Origin of the sequence: Streptomyces sp. XD-27, from assembly GCF_030553055.1 — a bacterium.
Lineage (GTDB): Bacteria > Actinomycetota > Actinomycetes > Streptomycetales > Streptomycetaceae > Streptomyces.
Window position 1 is genome coordinate 3721060 of record NZ_CP130713.1, and the last position, 16387, is coordinate 3737446.

At 72.9% G+C, this 16387-nt stretch carries 13 protein-coding genes and 1 riboswitch; of the genes, 7 read left to right on the forward strand and 6 right to left on the reverse strand.

Translation table 11 applies throughout. The features are described from left to right. Window positions 1-23: 23 nt before the first annotated feature. A complete protein-coding gene (locus Q3Y56_RS15870) occupies window positions 24-2105 on the reverse strand; it encodes an asparagine synthase-related protein (protein ID WP_304462578.1) in 2082 nt (693 codons plus the stop codon). Window positions 2106-2890: 785 nt separating this feature from the next. On the opposite strand from Q3Y56_RS15870, the gene Q3Y56_RS15875 reads away from it, so the two are divergent. The 7 genes from Q3Y56_RS15875 (at window position 2891) to Q3Y56_RS15905 (ending at window position 10966) form a co-directional block, all read left to right on the forward strand. Beyond that, window positions 2891-4324 (forward strand): MFS transporter, encoded by a 1434-nt coding sequence (locus tag Q3Y56_RS15875; RefSeq protein ID WP_304462579.1) that lies wholly within the window; start codon window positions 2891-2893, stop codon window positions 4322-4324. A 148-nt stretch (window positions 4325-4472) separates the two neighbouring features. Beyond that, entirely contained in the window at window positions 4473-5684 is a 1212-nt protein-coding gene (gene lhgO / locus Q3Y56_RS15880; RefSeq protein ID WP_304462580.1) for an L-2-hydroxyglutarate oxidase, read from the forward strand. Window positions 5685-5909: 225 nt separating this feature from the next. Then, window positions 5910-6635, forward strand: a complete 726-nt coding sequence (gene trmB, locus Q3Y56_RS15885) for a tRNA (guanosine(46)-N7)-methyltransferase TrmB (RefSeq protein ID WP_304465637.1) — start codon at window positions 5910-5912, stop codon at window positions 6633-6635. A 153-nt stretch (window positions 6636-6788) separates the two neighbouring features. Continuing rightward, window positions 6789-8261 (forward strand): PrsW family intramembrane metalloprotease, encoded by a 1473-nt coding sequence (locus tag Q3Y56_RS15890; RefSeq protein WP_304462581.1) that lies wholly within the window; start codon window positions 6789-6791, stop codon window positions 8259-8261. An 84-nt stretch (window positions 8262-8345) separates the two neighbouring features. Further along, the gene (locus Q3Y56_RS15895) at window positions 8346-8876 is read left to right on the forward strand and encodes a SigE family RNA polymerase sigma factor (protein ID WP_304462582.1); all 531 of its coding nucleotides are present in this window, start codon (window positions 8346-8348) and stop codon (window positions 8874-8876) included. Window positions 8877-9260: 384 nt separating this feature from the next. Next, window positions 9261-9734, forward strand: coding sequence for a hypothetical protein (locus Q3Y56_RS15900; protein WP_304462583.1), 474 nt, complete (start codon window positions 9261-9263; stop codon window positions 9732-9734). 35 nt (window positions 9735-9769) lie between these two features. Next, the gene (locus tag Q3Y56_RS15905) at window positions 9770-10966 is read left to right on the forward strand and encodes an Ig-like domain-containing protein (RefSeq protein ID WP_304462584.1); all 1197 of its coding nucleotides are present in this window, start codon (window positions 9770-9772) and stop codon (window positions 10964-10966) included. On the opposite strand, the gene Q3Y56_RS15910 is transcribed toward Q3Y56_RS15905, so the two are convergent. The 5 genes from Q3Y56_RS15910 to Q3Y56_RS15935 form a co-directional block, all read right to left on the reverse strand. Further along, window positions 10950-11501, reverse strand: a complete 552-nt coding sequence (locus Q3Y56_RS15910; RefSeq protein ID WP_304462585.1) for an N-acetyltransferase — start codon at window positions 11499-11501, stop codon at window positions 10950-10952. The two genes, Q3Y56_RS15905 and Q3Y56_RS15910, sit on opposite strands and share 17 nt — an antisense overlap. Before the next feature lie 159 nt (window positions 11502-11660). Further along, window positions 11661-12788 carry a M23 family metallopeptidase gene (locus Q3Y56_RS15915; RefSeq protein WP_304462586.1) on the reverse strand — a complete coding sequence of 376 codons (1128 nt, stop codon included), beginning with the start codon at window positions 12786-12788 and terminating at the stop codon, window positions 11661-11663. 11 nt (window positions 12789-12799) lie between these two features. After that, window positions 12800-12964, reverse strand: a riboswitch (cyclic di-AMP (ydaO/yuaA leader). 396 nt (window positions 12965-13360) lie between these two features. Further along, window positions 13361-14140, reverse strand: coding sequence for a DUF6227 family protein (locus Q3Y56_RS15920; RefSeq protein WP_304462587.1), 780 nt, complete (start codon window positions 14138-14140; stop codon window positions 13361-13363). Between the two features lie 394 nt (window positions 14141-14534). Next, window positions 14535-15518, reverse strand: a complete 984-nt coding sequence (locus Q3Y56_RS15930; protein ID WP_304462588.1) for an urea transporter — start codon at window positions 15516-15518, stop codon at window positions 14535-14537. A 46-nt stretch (window positions 15519-15564) separates the two neighbouring features. Further along, window positions 15565-16311 (reverse strand): hypothetical protein, encoded by a 747-nt coding sequence (locus Q3Y56_RS15935; RefSeq protein ID WP_304462589.1) that lies wholly within the window; start codon window positions 16309-16311, stop codon window positions 15565-15567. Between the last annotated feature and the right edge of the window lie 76 nt (window positions 16312-16387).

Consider the following 16387-nt stretch of genomic DNA (forward strand, 5'->3'; position numbering starts at 1 on the left):
CAATGCGTCTGACTCCGCGATTCTCACAGGCTGGGGCGCGGGACCACGCCGCCCGCGACCGCCCGCTGGCGCGGTGCCGCCGTGCCCGTCCAGCATGTTCCGCGCCGGGCCAGCAGGCGGCGCAGCCACAGTTCCGTGGCGACCAGCTCGGCCAGGCCGTCCAGCGGGAGCCGTTCGCCCTCCGCCGCCGCTCGCAGGGCCTTGCGGACGACGCGCGCCTCGACCAGCCCCGCGTCCGCCAGCAGCGGTGCCTCGAAGAGGTCGATGAGGTCGCTCGCGTACGTGCGCAGTCCGGCGCGTACGGCGGCGTTGTGGGCGGCGTGGGACGTGGCGCCCCAGCCGGGTGGCAGGTCGCGGATGCCCGCGCCCGCGAGTACGGCGCGCAGGACCGCGGCGCGCGCCCCCGGTTGCACGCGGAGTGCCTCGGGGAGCGCGCGGCAGGCGCGGACGACCTGGTTGTCCAGAAAGGGCGCGTGCAGTCGCTGGCTGCGTACCTCCGCGGCCTGTTCGAAGACGCGCTGGTCGGCGGCGTAACGGGCAAGCGCGGCATCGGCACGGCGCTCGCCGGGGCGGCGGAGCGCGGCCGGTCGGGCGGCCGCCGCTTCCAGGCGAACCGATACCTCTGCCAGCGCCTCGCCGGTCAGCCACCGCGCGGCGGGCCCGGGGCGGCACCAGGTGAGCGCGGCGAGGGAGGCGGAGACCACACCGGTGGCGCCCGGCCCGGCATCGCCGGCGAAGCGGCGTTCCATCAGGCGGTGTGCGGCGTCCTCCAGACCGTCCTTGTACGGCGTACGGGCCAGTCTGCGGGCGGCGCGGTAGACGGTGAAGGGGACGAAGAAGGAGTGCGCGGACGGCCCGTCGGCACGGGCGAGGGCCGTGGCGGGCCGCAGCAGGTGCCTGCGGCGCCGGTCGAGCAGCAGATCCGCGAGGCGGGCGGGATGCGCGTCGAGCACCTGGCGGGCGCCGTGCCCGATGAAGTGGTCGGCGCTGCCCGCGGCGAGTCTGCGGCGGTGGCGTTCGGCGTGGACGAGGGAGGGGCCGGGCTCGTCGGTGAGCGGTCCGCCGCCGAGGGACGCGTACGGCAGGGCCTCCTCGCCGGCGGCGACCACGACGTGGTGCAGACGGGGGTTCTCCGCGATGCTGCGGGCGCGTTCGAGTTCCGCCTCGCGGGTCCGGCCGCGTACGACCAGGTCGTTGAAGGTGACGACGAGCAGGCGCTCGCCCGCCCCGGTGCCATGGCCGAGCACGGTGCCGGGTACGCCCGGGAGTCCGGCGGCCAGCAGCGCCAGCGTGCCGGAAGCGCTGCCTCCGGACAGATCCGCGCCGACGCCGGGGGCCGGTGCGCCACGGGCCGCCCGCCGCTCCGCCGGGCCCATCCCGGGTACGGGGCCGGGGTCGAGGTGGCCGGTCTCGGGGGCGTGGCGGGGCGCGGTGAGCCTGGCTCGTACGGCGTCGACCAGCGCGTCCCGCACGCCCTCCACCGCCTCCTGCGGGTCGCGTTGGGGCGCGGCGACGGCGAGGGAGGCGATGGGTTCGTAACCGACGATGTCGCGCGCGCCCTCGCGGAGGATCAGCGCGTGGCCCGGCGCCACGCGCCGTACACCCGCATAAGGGGTGCCGTCGCCGACGGCCTCCGGGGAGTCGGGGCAGGCGAGCAGTGCGGCGAGGTGGCTGACGTCGAGCTGCGCCTCGACGAGGTCGGCGAGGGGCAGCGCGGCGGTGGCATAGGCGGTGCCGCCCGCCCAGTCCGTATGGAACACGGGGCGGGCACCGGCGAGATCCCCCACAACGGTGACACGCCGGCCGACCTGGGCGACGGCGGTGTAGCTGCCGGGCCAGGCGCTCAGATGCCGCAGGGCGCCGCCGCGCGCGGCGAACAGGCCGACGCGCAGCTCCTCGTCGGTCGCGCCGCAGCAGCCGAAGACCGCGAGCCGGGTGAAGGGGTCGGTCTGGACGACGCGCACCTCGTCGGGGCGCCAGTCGCCGACGGCCCAGAGCGGATCCGGGTCGGCCCACAGCAGTTGGGCGCCGACCGGCTGTACGCCACCGCCGTCGGCCGTGGCCGGTCCCGAGGCGGCTCTGCTCCACCCCACCAACCACCGCATCGGCGCCTCCACAGGCTGTGGACAACCAAGAACCAGCAGTCATCCTGCGCAGCAATATGCACAGCAAGTCGACGGATTCGGCATCCTGCCGGGCAGCGCTCGGGCAATAACGGGATCACCACGGGCGCGCGCCCTCGCACGCGACCCGAGAGTGCGCGCTACCGCTCCGCCGTGGCCCATGCTGCCACGAGTGGGGCGTACGGGAGCGTGCGCGCGCGAACGACACGTCGGCGGCGGCGCGTTGGCACGGGCGGCCGACGTCGGCATCAGCATCGGTATCGGCATTGCCGTCGGTGTCGGTGCGGGTGTGGGAACGCGGCACCGGAGCCGGCGGCTCCGGGGCTTCCGCGTCGGGCCTCCCCCTCCCCGGCCCGGCGCGGCAGCCCGGCCGTCAGGAGCGGCTTTCAGCCATTTTTCTGACGGGCCTTCCGTGGGCTTGCGGAGGCCCCACATCACAGTCCGGGAGGTGGCGTCCACCTCCCGGACCGTTCCGCCGCCCGCGGGGAATGAGGCGGCGGCATCCCCCAGCCCACCGGCTTTTGCGCCGTGGGCCGACCCACGCAGCACTATGGAAACGCTCACGCGGCGGGCGGGACAGAGCGCACAGACGGGCGCACAGCCACACACACCGGGAGCACACGCCCCGTCCCGCACCCGCGTTCGTACAAGAATCTCGCCATCCGGGACTAGACCTCTTAACGGTCGGGATCCGGCGAACTACGCTGGGTTTACGAATGCCCCGTGCCTATGCCGGGGCGGCCGTCGGCGCTGTTCGAGGGGTGCGCATGTCCAGGGAGCCACGCGGGCCGAACGAGAAGCTCGGCACCGTTCTCGCGCTCGCGGGAATCAGCAATGCCGGGCTCGCGCGCAGAGTCAACGACCTCGGCGCTCAACGCGGCCTGACCCTTCGCTACGACAAGACGTCCGTGGCTCGCTGGGTCTCCAAGGGGATGGTCCCCCAAGGGGCCGCCCCCCATCTGATCGCCGCCGCGATCGGCTCCAAGCTGGGCCGTCCGGTGCCGCTGCACGAGATCGGGCTCGCCGACGCGGACCCCGCCCCCGAGGTCGGCCTCGCCTTCCCGCGCGACATCGGCCAGGCCGTACGGACCGCGACCGAGCTGTACCGCCTGGACCTGGTGGGGCGGCGCGGGGGCGGCGGCATATGGCAGAGCCTCGCCGGTTCCTTCGCGGTGAGCGCTTACGCGACACCCGCCTCACGCTGGCTGATAACCCCCGCGGACACCTCTGTCGCGCGCGAGCCCAAGGAAGCCGACAGCGGCGGCGGATCCGACATCCCTTCCCAGCGCGTCGGGCACAGCGACGTCAGCAAGCTGCGGGAGGCCGCGGAGGACGCGCGCCGCTGGGACTCCAAGTACGGGGGCGGCGACTGGCGTTCCTCGATGGTGCCCGAGTGCCTGCGCGTGGACGCCGCCCCCCTGCTCCTCGGCTCGTACACCGACGAGGTCGGGCGGGCGCTGTTCGGCGCCACCGCCGAACTCACCAGGCTGGCCGGCTGGATGGCCTTCGACACCGGGCAGCAGGAGGCGGCCCAGCGGTACTACATCCAGGCGCTGCGGCTCGCCCGTGCGGCCGCCGACGTGCCGTTGGGCGGGTACGTCCTGGCGTCGATGAGCCTGCAGGCCACCTACCGCGGCTTCGCCGACGAGGGCGTGGACCTGGCGCAGGCCGCGCTGGAGCGCAACCGGGGCCTGGCCACCGCACGCACCATGAGCTTCTTCCGCCTGGTCGAGGCGCGCGCCCAGGCCAAGGCGGGGGACGGACCGGCCTGCGGGGCGGCGCTGAAGGCCGCGGAGGGGTGGCTGGAGCGGTCACGCGTGGGCGATCCGGACCCGTCCTGGCTGGACTTCTACACCCACGAGCGGTTCGCGGCGGATGCCGCCGAGTGCTACCGCGACCTGAAGCTGCCGCGCCAGGTGCGGCGGTTCACCGAGCAGGCGCTGTCGCGGCCGACGGAGGAGTTCGTGCGCTCACACGGGCTGCGGCTGGTGGTGTCGGCCGTCGCGGAGCTGGAATCGGGCAATCTGGACGCGGCGTGCGCGCAGGGCGCGCGGGCGGTGGAGGTGGCGGGGCGCATCTCGTCGGCCCGTACGACGGAGTACGTCCGGGACCTGCTGCACCGCCTGGAGCCGTACGGGCACGAGCCCCGCGTCGCCGAGCTGCGGGAGCGCGCGCGGCCGCTGCTGGTCACCCCGGCCTGAGGAGCAGCGGACCAGCGGACCGCGACCCCCGCGACCCGCGGATCACGCGCCTGAGCATCGCCGCGGGCCCATTGTCAGTGGGGCGCGTCATGATAGTGATCGTCGTGCGAGCGGTTGAGCGTCGGGAGCTGCGGGGAGGTGACGTGACGTGGCGACGTGGGACTGCGATGTGCTGGTGATCGGGGGCGGCATCGTCGGCCTGTCGACGGCGTATGCGATCACGCGGGCCGCGCCGGGCACCCGCGTGATCGTGCTGGAGAAGGAGGCGGGCCCGGCCCGCCACCAGACCGGCCGCAACAGCGGTGTGATCCACAGCGGTATCTACTACCGTCCGGGATCTCTGAAGGCCCGGTTCGCGGTGCAGGGCGCCGCCGAGATGGTGAAGTTCTGCGCGGAGCATGACATCCCGCACGAGGTGACCGGCAAGCTGATCGTCGCGACCGAGCGCGTGGAGCTGCCGCGGCTGCACGCCCTGGTGCAGCGCGGCCGGGAGAACGGGATACCGGTGCGGGAGCTGGGCCCCGCCCAGATCCTGGAGTACGAGCCGCATGTGCGCGGCCTGGCCGCGATCCACGTCGGCTCCACCGGCGTGTGCGACTTCAAGGCGGTGGCGTCGCGGCTGGCCGGGCTGGCGGAGGACGCGGGCGCCTCCGTGCGGTACGGGTCGGAGGTCCGCGCCATCGGGCGCCGCCCGTCGGCGGTCGCGGTCCGCACGGCGGACGGGACGGTGCTGAGAGCGGGGGCACTGGTCAACTGCGCGGGGCTGCACTGCGACCGGATCGCCCGGCTGGCCGGGGACGACCCGGGGATGCGGATCGTCCCCTTCCGCGGGGAGTACTACGAGCTGGCTCCGCCTCGGGCCCCGCTCGTCAGGGGCCTGGTCTATCCGGTGCCCGACCCGGCGTTCCCCTTCCTCGGCGTGCATCTGACGCGCGGCATCGAAGGCGACGTGCACATCGGGCCGAACGCGGTGCCCGCGCTCGCGCGCGAGGGCTACACCTGGCGCACGGCGCGGCCCCGGGAGCTGGCCGAGACCCTGGCGTTCCCCGGCCCGTGGCGGATGGCCCGGGAGCACTGGCGGTACGGCGTGGGCGAGCTGCGCCGCTCGGTGTCCAAGCGCGCCTTCACCGCCGCCGTCCGCCGGCTGCTGCCCGTGGTGACGGCCGACGATCTCATACGGGCCCCGGCGGGCGTCCGCGCGCAGGCGGTGCTGCGGGACGGCACGCTCGTGGACGACTTCCTCTTCGCCGAGTCGCAGCGGGTGGTCCATGTGCTCAACGCGCCGTCCCCGGCCGCGACGGCGTCCCTGCCCATCGGGCGAGAGGTGGCCCGGCGGGCGCTGGCGGCGTTGCGGGGCTGAGGACGGCCGCGGCGGGCGGGCGCTGGACGCCGCGCCCCGTCTCCGTGCCGCCGGCTCCCCGCGTCTCCCCGCGCCCTCCCCACGGCCCCGTAGAATCGACCTACTGTGTCAGAGAACCACGCCGTGCCCGAGAACCACGCCGCCACCCCGAGCGAGCCCGCTGCGGGGAGCCGGACCATCCACGCGCAGCGTGGAGCGTCCGCCCCGCGAGACCGCAGCACCCCGATGTTCCCCGACGGGCCGGTGCCCGATCCGGCCGGTTCGCACCACGAGCGCCGGATCCGCTCGTTCCGCCCCCGGCGCGGGCGCGTCACCCCCGGTCAGGGCGAGGCACTGCGCCGGCTGTGGAACCAGTGGGGCCTGGACATCGACGGCCTGCACCCCATCGACCTGGGCGAGCTCTTCGGCGAGCCCGAGCTGCCCGTCGTGCTGGAGATCGGTTTCGGCATGGGCGAGGCCACGGCCCAGATGGCGGCGGCCGACCCCGGCACGGGCATACTCGCCGCCGACGTCCACACCCCCGGCCAGGGAAACCTGCTGGCCCTCGCCGAGCGGAACAGGCTCTCCAACATCCGGGTGGCGAACGGCGACGCGATCATCCTGTTGCGCGAGATGCTCGCCCCCGCTTCCCTGTCCGGCCTGCGCGTCTACTTCCCCGACCCGTGGCCGAAGAAGCGGCACCACAAGCGCCGTCTGATCCAGCCCGAGTTCGTCGCGCTCGCCGCGACCCGGCTGAAGCCCGGGGCGCTCCTGCACTGCGCCACCGACTGGGAGCCGTACGCGGAGCAGATGCTGGAGGTCCTGACCGCCAGCCCGGACTTCGAGAACACGCAGGCCGACGGCGGGTACGCACCGCGCCCGGACTTCCGTCCGCTGACGAAGTTCGAAGGCCAGGGGCTGGAGAAGGGCCACCGCGTCAACGACCTGCTGTTCCGTCGCCGTACGGCGTGAGGCCGCCCCGGCGCCCCACACCATGCTGCTCCGGCGCCGCACGAGACAAGGCTGCTCCGGCGCCGTACGGCGTGAGGCCGCGGGTCATTGCGGTCGGGGCGGCTGGGCATAATCCCTGAGCCCCCCCCACTCCCCCTTCGTTAGGGTCGTCGAGTGCACGAATCCCCGTCCCAGCCCCCGGTGCCGGGGTGCGAACCGCAGCCGCGTTTCGAGGCCGTACCCGGGCCCGCCCACTGGCGCTACCGACCGCGTCGCGCGCTGTGGGACAACCGGGCGCTGCGGGCCGGGGCGCTCATCCTGCTGCTCGCGCTCTCCGGGCTGGTCATCCTGGCGCTCGTCCGCCAGCAGACCGGGACCAAGGGCTTTCTGGTCGGGCTGGGGCTGGCCGTTCTGCCCGTGCCGCTGATGGTCGCGGCCTTCCGCTGGATGGACCGCGTCGAGCCGAAGCCCTGGCGCAACCTGGTGTTCGCGTTCGCCTGGGGCGCGTGCGCCGCGACGCTCGTCGCCCTGCTCGCCAACGGCCTCGCGACCGAGTGGCTCACGAGGACCGTCGCCGACTCCGGGTCCGGGGACGACGCGGCCGACACCGCGTGGGGCGCCACCTTCGTCGCACCCGTCGTGGAGGAGAGCGCGAAGGCGGCCGCCATACTGCTCCTCTTCCTCTTCCGGCGCCGCGACTTCAACGGGATCGTGGACGGCGTCGTCGTCGCCGGAATCACCGCCACCGGTTTCGCCTTCACCGAGAACATCCTCTATCTGGGCAACGCGTTCGTCGACGATCAGGAGTTGGGGTACTCCGGCGTACGCTCCACCACCGCCGCGACGTTCTTCGTCCGGGCGATCATGTCCCCGTTCGCGCATCCCCTGTTCACGGCCATGACGGGCATAGGCTTCGGCCTCGCCGGCGCGGCCACGCAGCGGCAGCGTGCCCGCCGCGTGCTCCTGCCGGTCGCCGCGCTGCTCGCCGCCATGGTCCTGCACGGCATATGGAACGGGTCGGCCACGCACGGCGGCCTCAGCTTCCTCACCGTCTACGCCCTGCTCATGGTCCCGCTGTTCGGCCTGCTGACCTGGCTCACCATCTGGTCGCGCAACAACGAGCTGCGCACCATCCGCACCCATCTCCCCGCGTACCAGGCCGCGGGCTGGCTCACCCCGCCGGAGCCGGTGGCGCTGTCCTCGCTCCGGGCCCGCGGCATCGCGCGCGATCTCGCGCGCCGCACCCAGGGCGCCGCGGCGGCGCGTGCGGTCGCCGAGTACACGGCCTTCGCCACCTCCCTCGCCTTTCTCCGGCGGCGGGCGTACCGGGGCACAGCGGGCCCGGACTTCACGGCGCGCGAACAGGAGTTGCTGCACCACCTGTGGCAGCGCAAGGAGATCGCGCAGCCGGTGCTGGCGCACGCGGCGCTGTCGGTGCCCGCCCCGCGTGTGCCGCAGCACTGGGGGCCTGCCCCGTACTGGGGGCCCGCACCGTACGGGGGAGCCGCACTGCACTGGGGAGCCGCGCCGTACGGGGGAGTCGCGCCGAACGGCGGAACCGCGCCGTACTGGGGGTCCGCGCCGCGCGTGGGATCCGGAACGTACCCGTATGGGGTCTCCCCTCAGCCTCCGCGAATCGGTCTGTAACCTTTCGCCGCCGCCGGGCGTGCCCATTACAGGAGCGAAAAGCACCGCGCGTGCAGGACGGCGCACGGGGGCAGCGGGGGGCACATGTCAGCATCAGATTTCGATCAGTTCTACGCGGCGACAGCCAAGCGGCTGGTCGCCGCGGTCTACGCCGCGACCGGCGACCTGACCGAGGCCGAGGACGCGGTACAGGAGGCATACGCCCGGGCGTGGCAGCGCTGGGACCGCCTCACCAAGGACGGCGACCCGACGCCATGGGTCCGGACGGTCGCGCTCCGTCTGGCCGTCAGCTCCTGGCGCCGGGCGCGTAACCGCATGCGCGCGCATGTGCGCCACGGCCCACCGGCCGACCTGCCCGATCTGGCCCCTGACCGGGTGGCGCTGGTGCATGCCCTGCGCGGGTTGAAGCCCGACCAGCGCACCGTCGTCGTCCTGCACCACCTGCTCGACCTGCCCATCGAGCAGGTCGCCCGGGAGACCGGAGTCTCGGCAGGCACCGTGCGTACGCGGCTCAGCCGTGCCCGCAAGGCGCTCGGGCCCCATCTCCGCGACGCCGAGGCCCCGGCTCCCAGACTCTGCGCACGCCCACCGAAGGAGGTGCCCACCCATGGTTGATCTGGAAGAGCGTCTGCGTGAGATCGCGCGTGCCGCCGAGCCCTCCATAAGGCTCGCGGGCCCGCAGGCAGCGCGGGCCAGGGGGCACTGCCGCCGCGCCCGCAAGCGGGCGACGATCGCCGCCTCCGCGGTGTTCACCGCGGCCGCGCTCACGATCGGCTCCTGGCAGCTGCTGCCCGGCGACGATCCGGCCCGGACCCTGCCGGCGGGGCCGCCCCCTCGCCGACGGCCACCGCCGACACCCCGCCGACCACCCCGGCGATCCCGTCCGCCGCACTGCTGCCGCCGACCGCGCTGCCGTTCTCGGAGTACGCGCACTGGAAAGCGGTCCGGAGCACCGAGGGAACCGACGCGCCGCTCCTCGACGTCGACGGACGCTGCCGGTTGACCGGCCTCGACGGCGACCGCGCACCGGCGCCCGTCTCCCAACGCACCCGCACCTACGAGGGCCGCAGGGGCGACCAGAAGGCGCGGCACACGATCAGCGTGTACGCGAGCGAGCGAGACGCCATCACGGTGTTCACAGCGCTGGCGAACACGCTCCGCGCACGTTGCGGCGTGAACTGGCCCACCGATCGGGACATTGCGCCGTCCGGCTCGGCGGCAGACCCGCTGATCCACAAGTTCTTCGTCCGGACCTCCCACGCCTCTCCGGAGGACGTCGAGGTGGTGCCGATGCGCTCGGGCACCCGTGTCGCCGTCGTCCAAGTCGCGGGCATAGACGGCTTCGCCCGCGAGTACATCGACGGCGTCGCGGATCACTGTCTTTCGGTATCCCTGTGGCGGACGCAACCTTCTGCCTCGCCTTCACCCTCCCTTTACAAGAACAACCCGGAAGAAGCGGCGCGACGTTGCTGATCCGACGACCCCACGACCATCTCAAGAGGCCCACTGTGCGATCCCACCGTTCCGTACGCCACCTCCACCTCCTCGTGGCGTCGTCCCTCGCCCTGACCGCGCTCGTCGGCTGCCAGTCGGCGTCGGCCGGTGACAAGGACAAGGACGCCGCCGATGCCGGGCCCGTTCGTATCTCGGCGACCCAGGGCAGCGCCGGTCAGCCGCTCGCCCCGGACCACACCATCAAGGTCGAGGCGAAGGGCGGCACGCTGACCAAGGTCGCCGTCACCTCCGACGACGCCGAGGCCGCGCCGGTGACCGGCACCTGGGACAAGGACCGCAAGAGCTGGCACTCCACCCGGACCATGACCCCGGGCGCCACCTACACCATCCAGGCCACCGCGACCAACGCCGCGGGGGAGAACACCAACCACCGGTCCACCTTCCGCGTCCGCCCGGCCCAGCTCGCCAACGGCGTCTCCGTCACCCCGACCAACAACAAGGTCGTCGGAGCCGGCCAGCCCGTCTCCGTCGCCTTCGACCACCCCGTCAAGGACAAGGCGGCGGTCGAGCGGCAGCTCTCCGTCTCCACCAGCCCCAAGACGGAAGGCTCCTGGGGCTGGGTCCGCGACCCCCTCACCGGCATCGAACGCGCCTCCTGGCGTCCCAAGACCTACTGGGCCAAGGGCACCAAGGTCACCTTGAACGCCAAGCTCAGCGGGGTGAACACCGGCGACGGCCGCTACCTCCGCCGCGATGTGACCAGCACGTTCACCATCGGCACGGCGCGTGTCTCCAAGGTCGACCTCAACGCGCACACGATGACGGTCTACGAGGACGGCAAGAAGGTCGGCACCCTTCCCATATCCGGCGGTGAGCCCCGCTACCCCACCTGGAACGGCACGATGGTCGTCCTGGACAAGGCCCCCATGGTCAACATGACCAGCGAATCCGTCGGCATAGCCGACCCCTACAACAAGGACGTCCCCTGGGCCGTGCACCTCACCACCTCCGGCACCTACGCCCACGCCGCACCCTGGAACGAGGGCAAGGGCATCTTCGGCAAGATCAACAAGAGCCATGGCTGTGTCGGCATGACCAACAAGGACGGCAAGTGGTTCTACGACCGCGCGGTCCGCGGCGACATCGTCGAGGTCACCGGCTCGACCCGCCAAACCGTGGCCACGGGCAATGGCTATGGCGAGTGGAACCTGTCGTACGAGGAGTGGCAGAAGCTCAGCGCTCTGGACTGACGAGCGGTCGGCTCATGAAGAGCGCGGTCTCGCCCTCCGACTGCGTGCCGAGGTACAGGGTCGTGTCCAGACCGCACAGAGTGAAGCCCATCCGCTGGTAGGCGTGGATCGCCGGGGCGTTGACGTTGGTGACCTCCAGCCAGGCGGCGCGGGCACCGCGGTCGTGGCCGTAGGCGAAGGCTCGGGCCATCAGGTGGCGGCCGATGCCCTTGCCCCGGTGGGTGGGCGCCACGGTGATCTGGCGGATGACCAGGCGGCGGTTCCAGTCCTCGTAGTCGAGTGCGATGAAGGCGCAGATGCGGTCGCCGTCCACCGCGACCACCGTGTGGTCGACCCGGTCGTCGTCCTCGTCGCCGTCATCGTCCGGGAATTGCTTCGTCAGGGGCGGGTGGACGGGTGCCGGATGGAGGGAGAAGCCGGTCGCGGTCGCCGTGACCTCGTACACGGTGTCCGTGGTGAAGGAGTCGTCCAGCGCCGTGAGTTCGGCGTCGTCGGCGGGGGTCCCTACGCGGTACAGGTACGGGGGCGTCGTCATGGGCGGACCTTCCTGGCGATCGGGCAGCGGCTGGGCGACGGGCTTCCTGCCCCGGACAGACCGGCGGCCCTGGTGTCAAGGGGGGAGAGAGACCAGGGCCGTCGGCGTTCAGGGCGTGGGGGAAGGGGAGGAGGGCACGGGTGGGGCGTGCGGCCTCCGCTACGGGTTCTGGCCGTGCTCGCGCAGCCAGGCCAGCGGGTCGATCGGGGCTCCGCCGCCCGGTCGTACCTCGAGGTGCAGATGCGGTCCGGTCACGTTGCCCGTGGCGCCGACGCGGCCGATCACATCTCCGGTCGACACCGAACCCGAGGTCCGGACCATGGAGGACAGATGGCAGTACCAGACCTCCGTGCCGTCCTCCAGCGTGAGCACGATGCGGTAGCCGTACGACCCCGCCCAGCCGGCCTCGGTGATCGTCCCGCCGTGCACCGCCTTGACCGGGGTGCCGGTCGGGGCCGCGAAGTCCTGGCCCGTGTGGTCGGCCGACCACATGTCGCCCGCCTCGCCGAACGACGAGGTCAGGGTGTACGAGGCGAGGGGGAGGGCATAGGACGCGGCCAGCTTCGCGCGACGCTCGGCCTCGGCCTTGCGGGCGGCCTCCGCCGCCTTGCGCTCGGCCTCCTCCGCGGCCTTCCGCTCGGCCTCCGCCTTGGCGGCCTTCTGCTGCGCGACGTCCTTCGCCTTCTGCTCCGCCGCCGCCTTCGCCGCGGCCGCCGCCTCGGCCCGCGCCGCCGCCTCCCGCTGGGCCTCGTCGGCGGCCGTCTGCTGCTGCTCGGCCTGCTGCATGATGCGGGCGCGGAGCGCCTCGCCCGCGTCCGTGGTGCCGCTGGCCCGGTCCTGGGGGGTGAGCCCGGCCTGGGAGAGTGGAGTGCCGGAACCCCGTGTGCCGGTGCCGGAGGGGTCGCCGTCGGAGATCAGCGGCCCGATGACGGGAAGGTCCTTGGTGTCCGGGAGCGCGTCCTGCACCTCGTCGGCGACATGGGCCAGGTCCGGCATGGATATCGGGGCGTTCGGCCGGTCCTTGGCGGTCGCCATGCCGCCCGCGCCGACCGCCGCGATGACACCGACGCCGAGCACGGCGCCGCTGCGCGCCATGGTCCCGCCGCGCTGCTTGACGACCCGGTGCCTGCCGCGGACCGGGGCGACGGACTCCTCCGTGGGGTTCCACTCCTCCCACGGCTCGCCGTCGTCGGCGGCGCCGGGGGCGAAGACGGCGGTCCCGGAGGGCCCGGCTCCGCCGGAGGTTCCGTACGGTGCCTCGTCGAGGGCAGACCTGTTGGACGCCACCGGGGCGTACTCCTTTCCTTCCTTCTCGCCTACCGGGTTAGCTGACGGGTTCGGAGCAGGAAGGTCTCCTACGGGCCAGGTGCGGCCCGATTCACCCCAAGGTTGGTGGTTCCCCGGTTCCCTTGGTGTTGCTGGTGGTGCAGTGGTGGTGCGTAGGGATTCGGCGACGGCGCACGGTGCCGCCTCTGCGACGGCTGTGACGACCGCGCTGCGTTATCGAACGTTAATAGACCCGGCGACACGATTCCAAGCTGTTCCCCGGAATCCACGAACCTTTGACGCGCGCCAAACGGTCATTTGCGGGCAGGGTGGTGCGAGTTGCCGGTTCCACCGGCGCGCCGCGACGTCGTGTTCCACGTACACGCAAACCTGACACGCCTGATCGTGTGTCAATCGTTATGCCTGAGGGGTCACCTTCGACTACGCGACGTCACGCCCGAGGCGGCCGGCGCGGGGCGGCCCCGTCGAAGACGACGCCTCCGACGATCAGAACGGCCGAAATCCAGCGGGTGAAGCGACGGTTCCGGGCATCACTCGCGTCCGGCGTTCTGAGGATCAGGGCCGGCGCCGCGTCACAGCTCCACGCCGAGGGCCCGGGCCCGCCGGTCCGCCGCCAGCTCGGCCGCGGCCTCGTCGAGATAGACCTCGCACACCAGCCGCCCGTCGCTGGTCAGGTTGTGCTCCAGCTCCCACAGGCTGATCTCGTCCCCGCACGCCAGCAGGAACGCGTGCTCATAGAAGCGGCACCATGTCGCGTCCCGTCCCCCCGAGCGCCGCCGCGGCTTCGGCGCGAGCGCGATGTCGTGGGCGAACGCGGTCGCGAGCAGTTGCTCGACCTCCTCGCCCGGCCGGTCGGAGTTCTCCGCACGGCGCAGCACGCGCCGCGCGTGGTCGGCGGAGTTGTCGGCCACGTACGCGCGGGACATCTCCAGCGGCACCGTGGTGCGCAGCAGTTGCTCGGGCAGCCACACCGGGCCCTTCTCGAACTCCTCCCAGTCCTCCCAGCGGCCGCCGCCGGTGAGCTCGTGCACACGGCGCTCGGCGGTGGTGAGGGCCTCCTCGTCCAGGTACAGCTCGTACAGGAGGCTCCCGTCCCGGGCGGTGTTGTGCTCCAGCTCCCACAGCAGCCCGCTGCTGCCGTCCGGCAGCAGGAAGACGTGCCGGAACGTGCTGTATCCCACCGGTCCTCGCGGCTCGTTGCACTGGCGGCACGACCGCAGTTCGGTCTGGTGCATCAGGGCGTCACGCAGCCGGACGAGCTCCGTTTCGTCGAGCTCGAACGTGTTCTGAGCGCGGGCCAGCAGCCCGTCAAGATGCTCGGTGGGCGGCCCGCCGGCTTCTGCGTGTCCCATGTCTCTACTCCTCCCGGCCATCGACTCGCCGCGCCCCCGAAGCGACATCTCGCGACTTACCGTAGCGGCGTCGACACACCCCGCGTGCGGTGTTTGGCGAAGCCGTGGACCGCAGTTCCCTTTGCCCCCTGCTGCGGCACATGGCCGGGAATCATCACGCTTCGGGCTCGAGAGGCGACAGATCCAGCCACGGGTCAGGGGTCTGGCGCACGCTCCGTCGACGCCCCGGTCGGGCTGCCCTGGCAGGACCTCGCCGTCGCCCGGACCGCGTATCAGCGGGCGCGGCAGCGCGGCATCGGCACGCGCGTCGACCTGCTGTCGTAAGCACTCGTGCGGTAGGGCTTGTTCGGCAGCGCTCGCTTCGGCAGCGCTCGTTTCGGCTGCGCTTCCTCGTTCACACAGCGCGCCGGATCCGCGGAAAGGCCGGGACCGCGGCGATGAACAGCCAGGTGGTGATGGTGAAGGGCCAGGTGAGGGTACGTCCGCCGAAGGGCGTGAAGTAGGCGTTCAGTGCGGCCGTCAGCACGGTGGCGGCGGCCACGGCCACCAAGGCGTAGAGCGCGCTCGGTACCGTCCTCGCCAGGAACAGGGTGCCCAGGGCGATGGCCACCAGCACTCCGTTGTAGCCGTAGACGCCCACCGCGACCGCGCCCGGCGGGGCACCCAGCGCCCAGGCCACGAGCACCGCGACGGCGCTGCCCAGGACGGCGGCCAGACCCGGGCGGAGCCCCGCGACGAACAGCCCGACCAACATGATCGCGCCGACGTACCAGTGGGCCGAGAGGGCGACCTGGGAGATGTTGGTGAAGAACCCGTGCCACAGGTCGGTCCAGGTGTAGTCGGCGCCGGCCGTCGCCATGGCGGGCAGGGCGGCGGGGCTTCCGCCGTGCCAGACCCGGGTGAACGCCGGGGCCCCCATCACCGCCACCCCGCAGACGACGCAGAACGGCGCGGTCAGCGCCGGGAGCCTCCAGGGCGCCAGCAGGTTGGTCAGCGCCGAGTACAGCGGCACGCAGACGACGGCGCCGCCGACGGTCAGCACGTAGGTCGCGGGGTAGTGGCCCAGGAAGACGAACAGGGCCATGCCGGTCAGGCAGCCGCTGAAACCCTGCAGCCCGAGGTCGATGGCGCCCCTGTCGACGCCCAGGGCGTACGCGGTCGCGGTGGCGACCGCGGCGCCGAGCAGGCCGAGGGCGCCCATCCGCCAGTCGCCCACGAAGAGCGCGAGCAGGATGATGGCCCCCGCGCGCGCGTTCGCCTGGAGGCTGAGCTGGGCGAAGCCGCGGACCAGCTGCGTCGTGAGGCGGACCGGGCCGGGCAGACCGGCGGTCTCCGCGGTGTCCGGCGAGGCCGCCTGCCACGTGTCGGGAGTGATCATGGATGCCTCCAGGGCGGCATGGCCGTCTCCACGACCGAGTCCGGCCTCATGACAGGACGTGCGGCGTTGAGGAGGGTGCTGACGTGGGGGCTGACGAGGGGGCTGACGAGGACTCCGACGAGGCATCCGGCGAGAGCGTCGACGACGCGTCGGGAGAGAGCATCGCCGACGTATCGGGCGCGAGCATCGACGACGCGTCGGGCGCGAGCGTCGAGGCCGGCGCCGGCAGGGGCGTCGGCGCCGGCGTCGACGTGCCGGGGTCGAACTGCCATGGCCCGTCGTCCTCGCGCACGGCGACGACGCGCGCGCCCGCCAGGTTTCCTCCTGCCCCCGCGAACCAGCGGGCGTCGCTCGGGTCCCACCACCGGTCTCCGACCCGGATCACCTCGTGGTGCACCACATTCCGCCCGATCCACGCGACGTTGGCCTGCGCCTCGTTCCAACTGACGCGCCAGTGGGCCGGGGCCAGCGGTCCTGTCAGCAGCGCGGCGCGACCGCGCGCGTGGGGGATGCCGTCCCGCTCCAGGAGCGCCGCCGCCACGTCGGCGTGGACCCCGCAGTCGCCGATGAGCCCGTCGTGGAGTGCCAGGTGGCACCAGTACGCGGGCCACTGCACGGGCCCCCACCGGAAGAGCTCGGGGACCGCGGCCAGCCGGGCTCCGATGTCCCCGAACTGTGTGAGCCGGGCGAACACGCCGTGCCTGACCATGTGGCAGCACGCCGCCCCATGACCGGCCACCCGGGACAGGCCGATCCGGTCGAACCGCTCCAGCTCCGCGAGCAGCTCCGTCATGGCCACCCCGCTCCCCGGGCTCGATGACTGCCTCGCTTCCCCGGTCATGGCTGCCCCGCTTCCCCGGTCACGACTG

Coding starts and splice junctions, on each gene's coding strand:
- Q3Y56_RS15870 (WP_304462578.1), bottom strand. CDS start 2,105: ATGCGGTGGTTGGTGGGGTGGAGCAGAGCCGCCTCGGGACCGGCCACG.
- Q3Y56_RS15875 (WP_304462579.1), top strand. CDS start 2,891: ATGTCCAGGGAGCCACGCGGGCCGAACGAGAAGCTCGGCACCGTTCTC.
- trmB (WP_304465637.1), top strand. CDS start 5,910: ATGTTCCCCGACGGGCCGGTGCCCGATCCGGCCGGTTCGCACCACGAG.
- Q3Y56_RS15895 (WP_304462582.1), top strand. CDS start 8,346: ATGTCAGCATCAGATTTCGATCAGTTCTACGCGGCGACAGCCAAGCGG.
- Q3Y56_RS15910 (WP_304462585.1), bottom strand. CDS start 11,501: ATGACGACGCCCCCGTACCTGTACCGCGTAGGGACCCCCGCCGACGAC.
- Q3Y56_RS15920 (WP_304462587.1), bottom strand. CDS start 14,140: ATGGGACACGCAGAAGCCGGCGGGCCGCCCACCGAGCATCTTGACGGG.
- Q3Y56_RS15930 (WP_304462588.1), bottom strand. CDS start 15,518: ATGATCACTCCCGACACGTGGCAGGCGGCCTCGCCGGACACCGCGGAG.
- Q3Y56_RS15935 (WP_304462589.1), bottom strand. CDS start 16,311: ATGACGGAGCTGCTCGCGGAGCTGGAGCGGTTCGACCGGATCGGCCTG.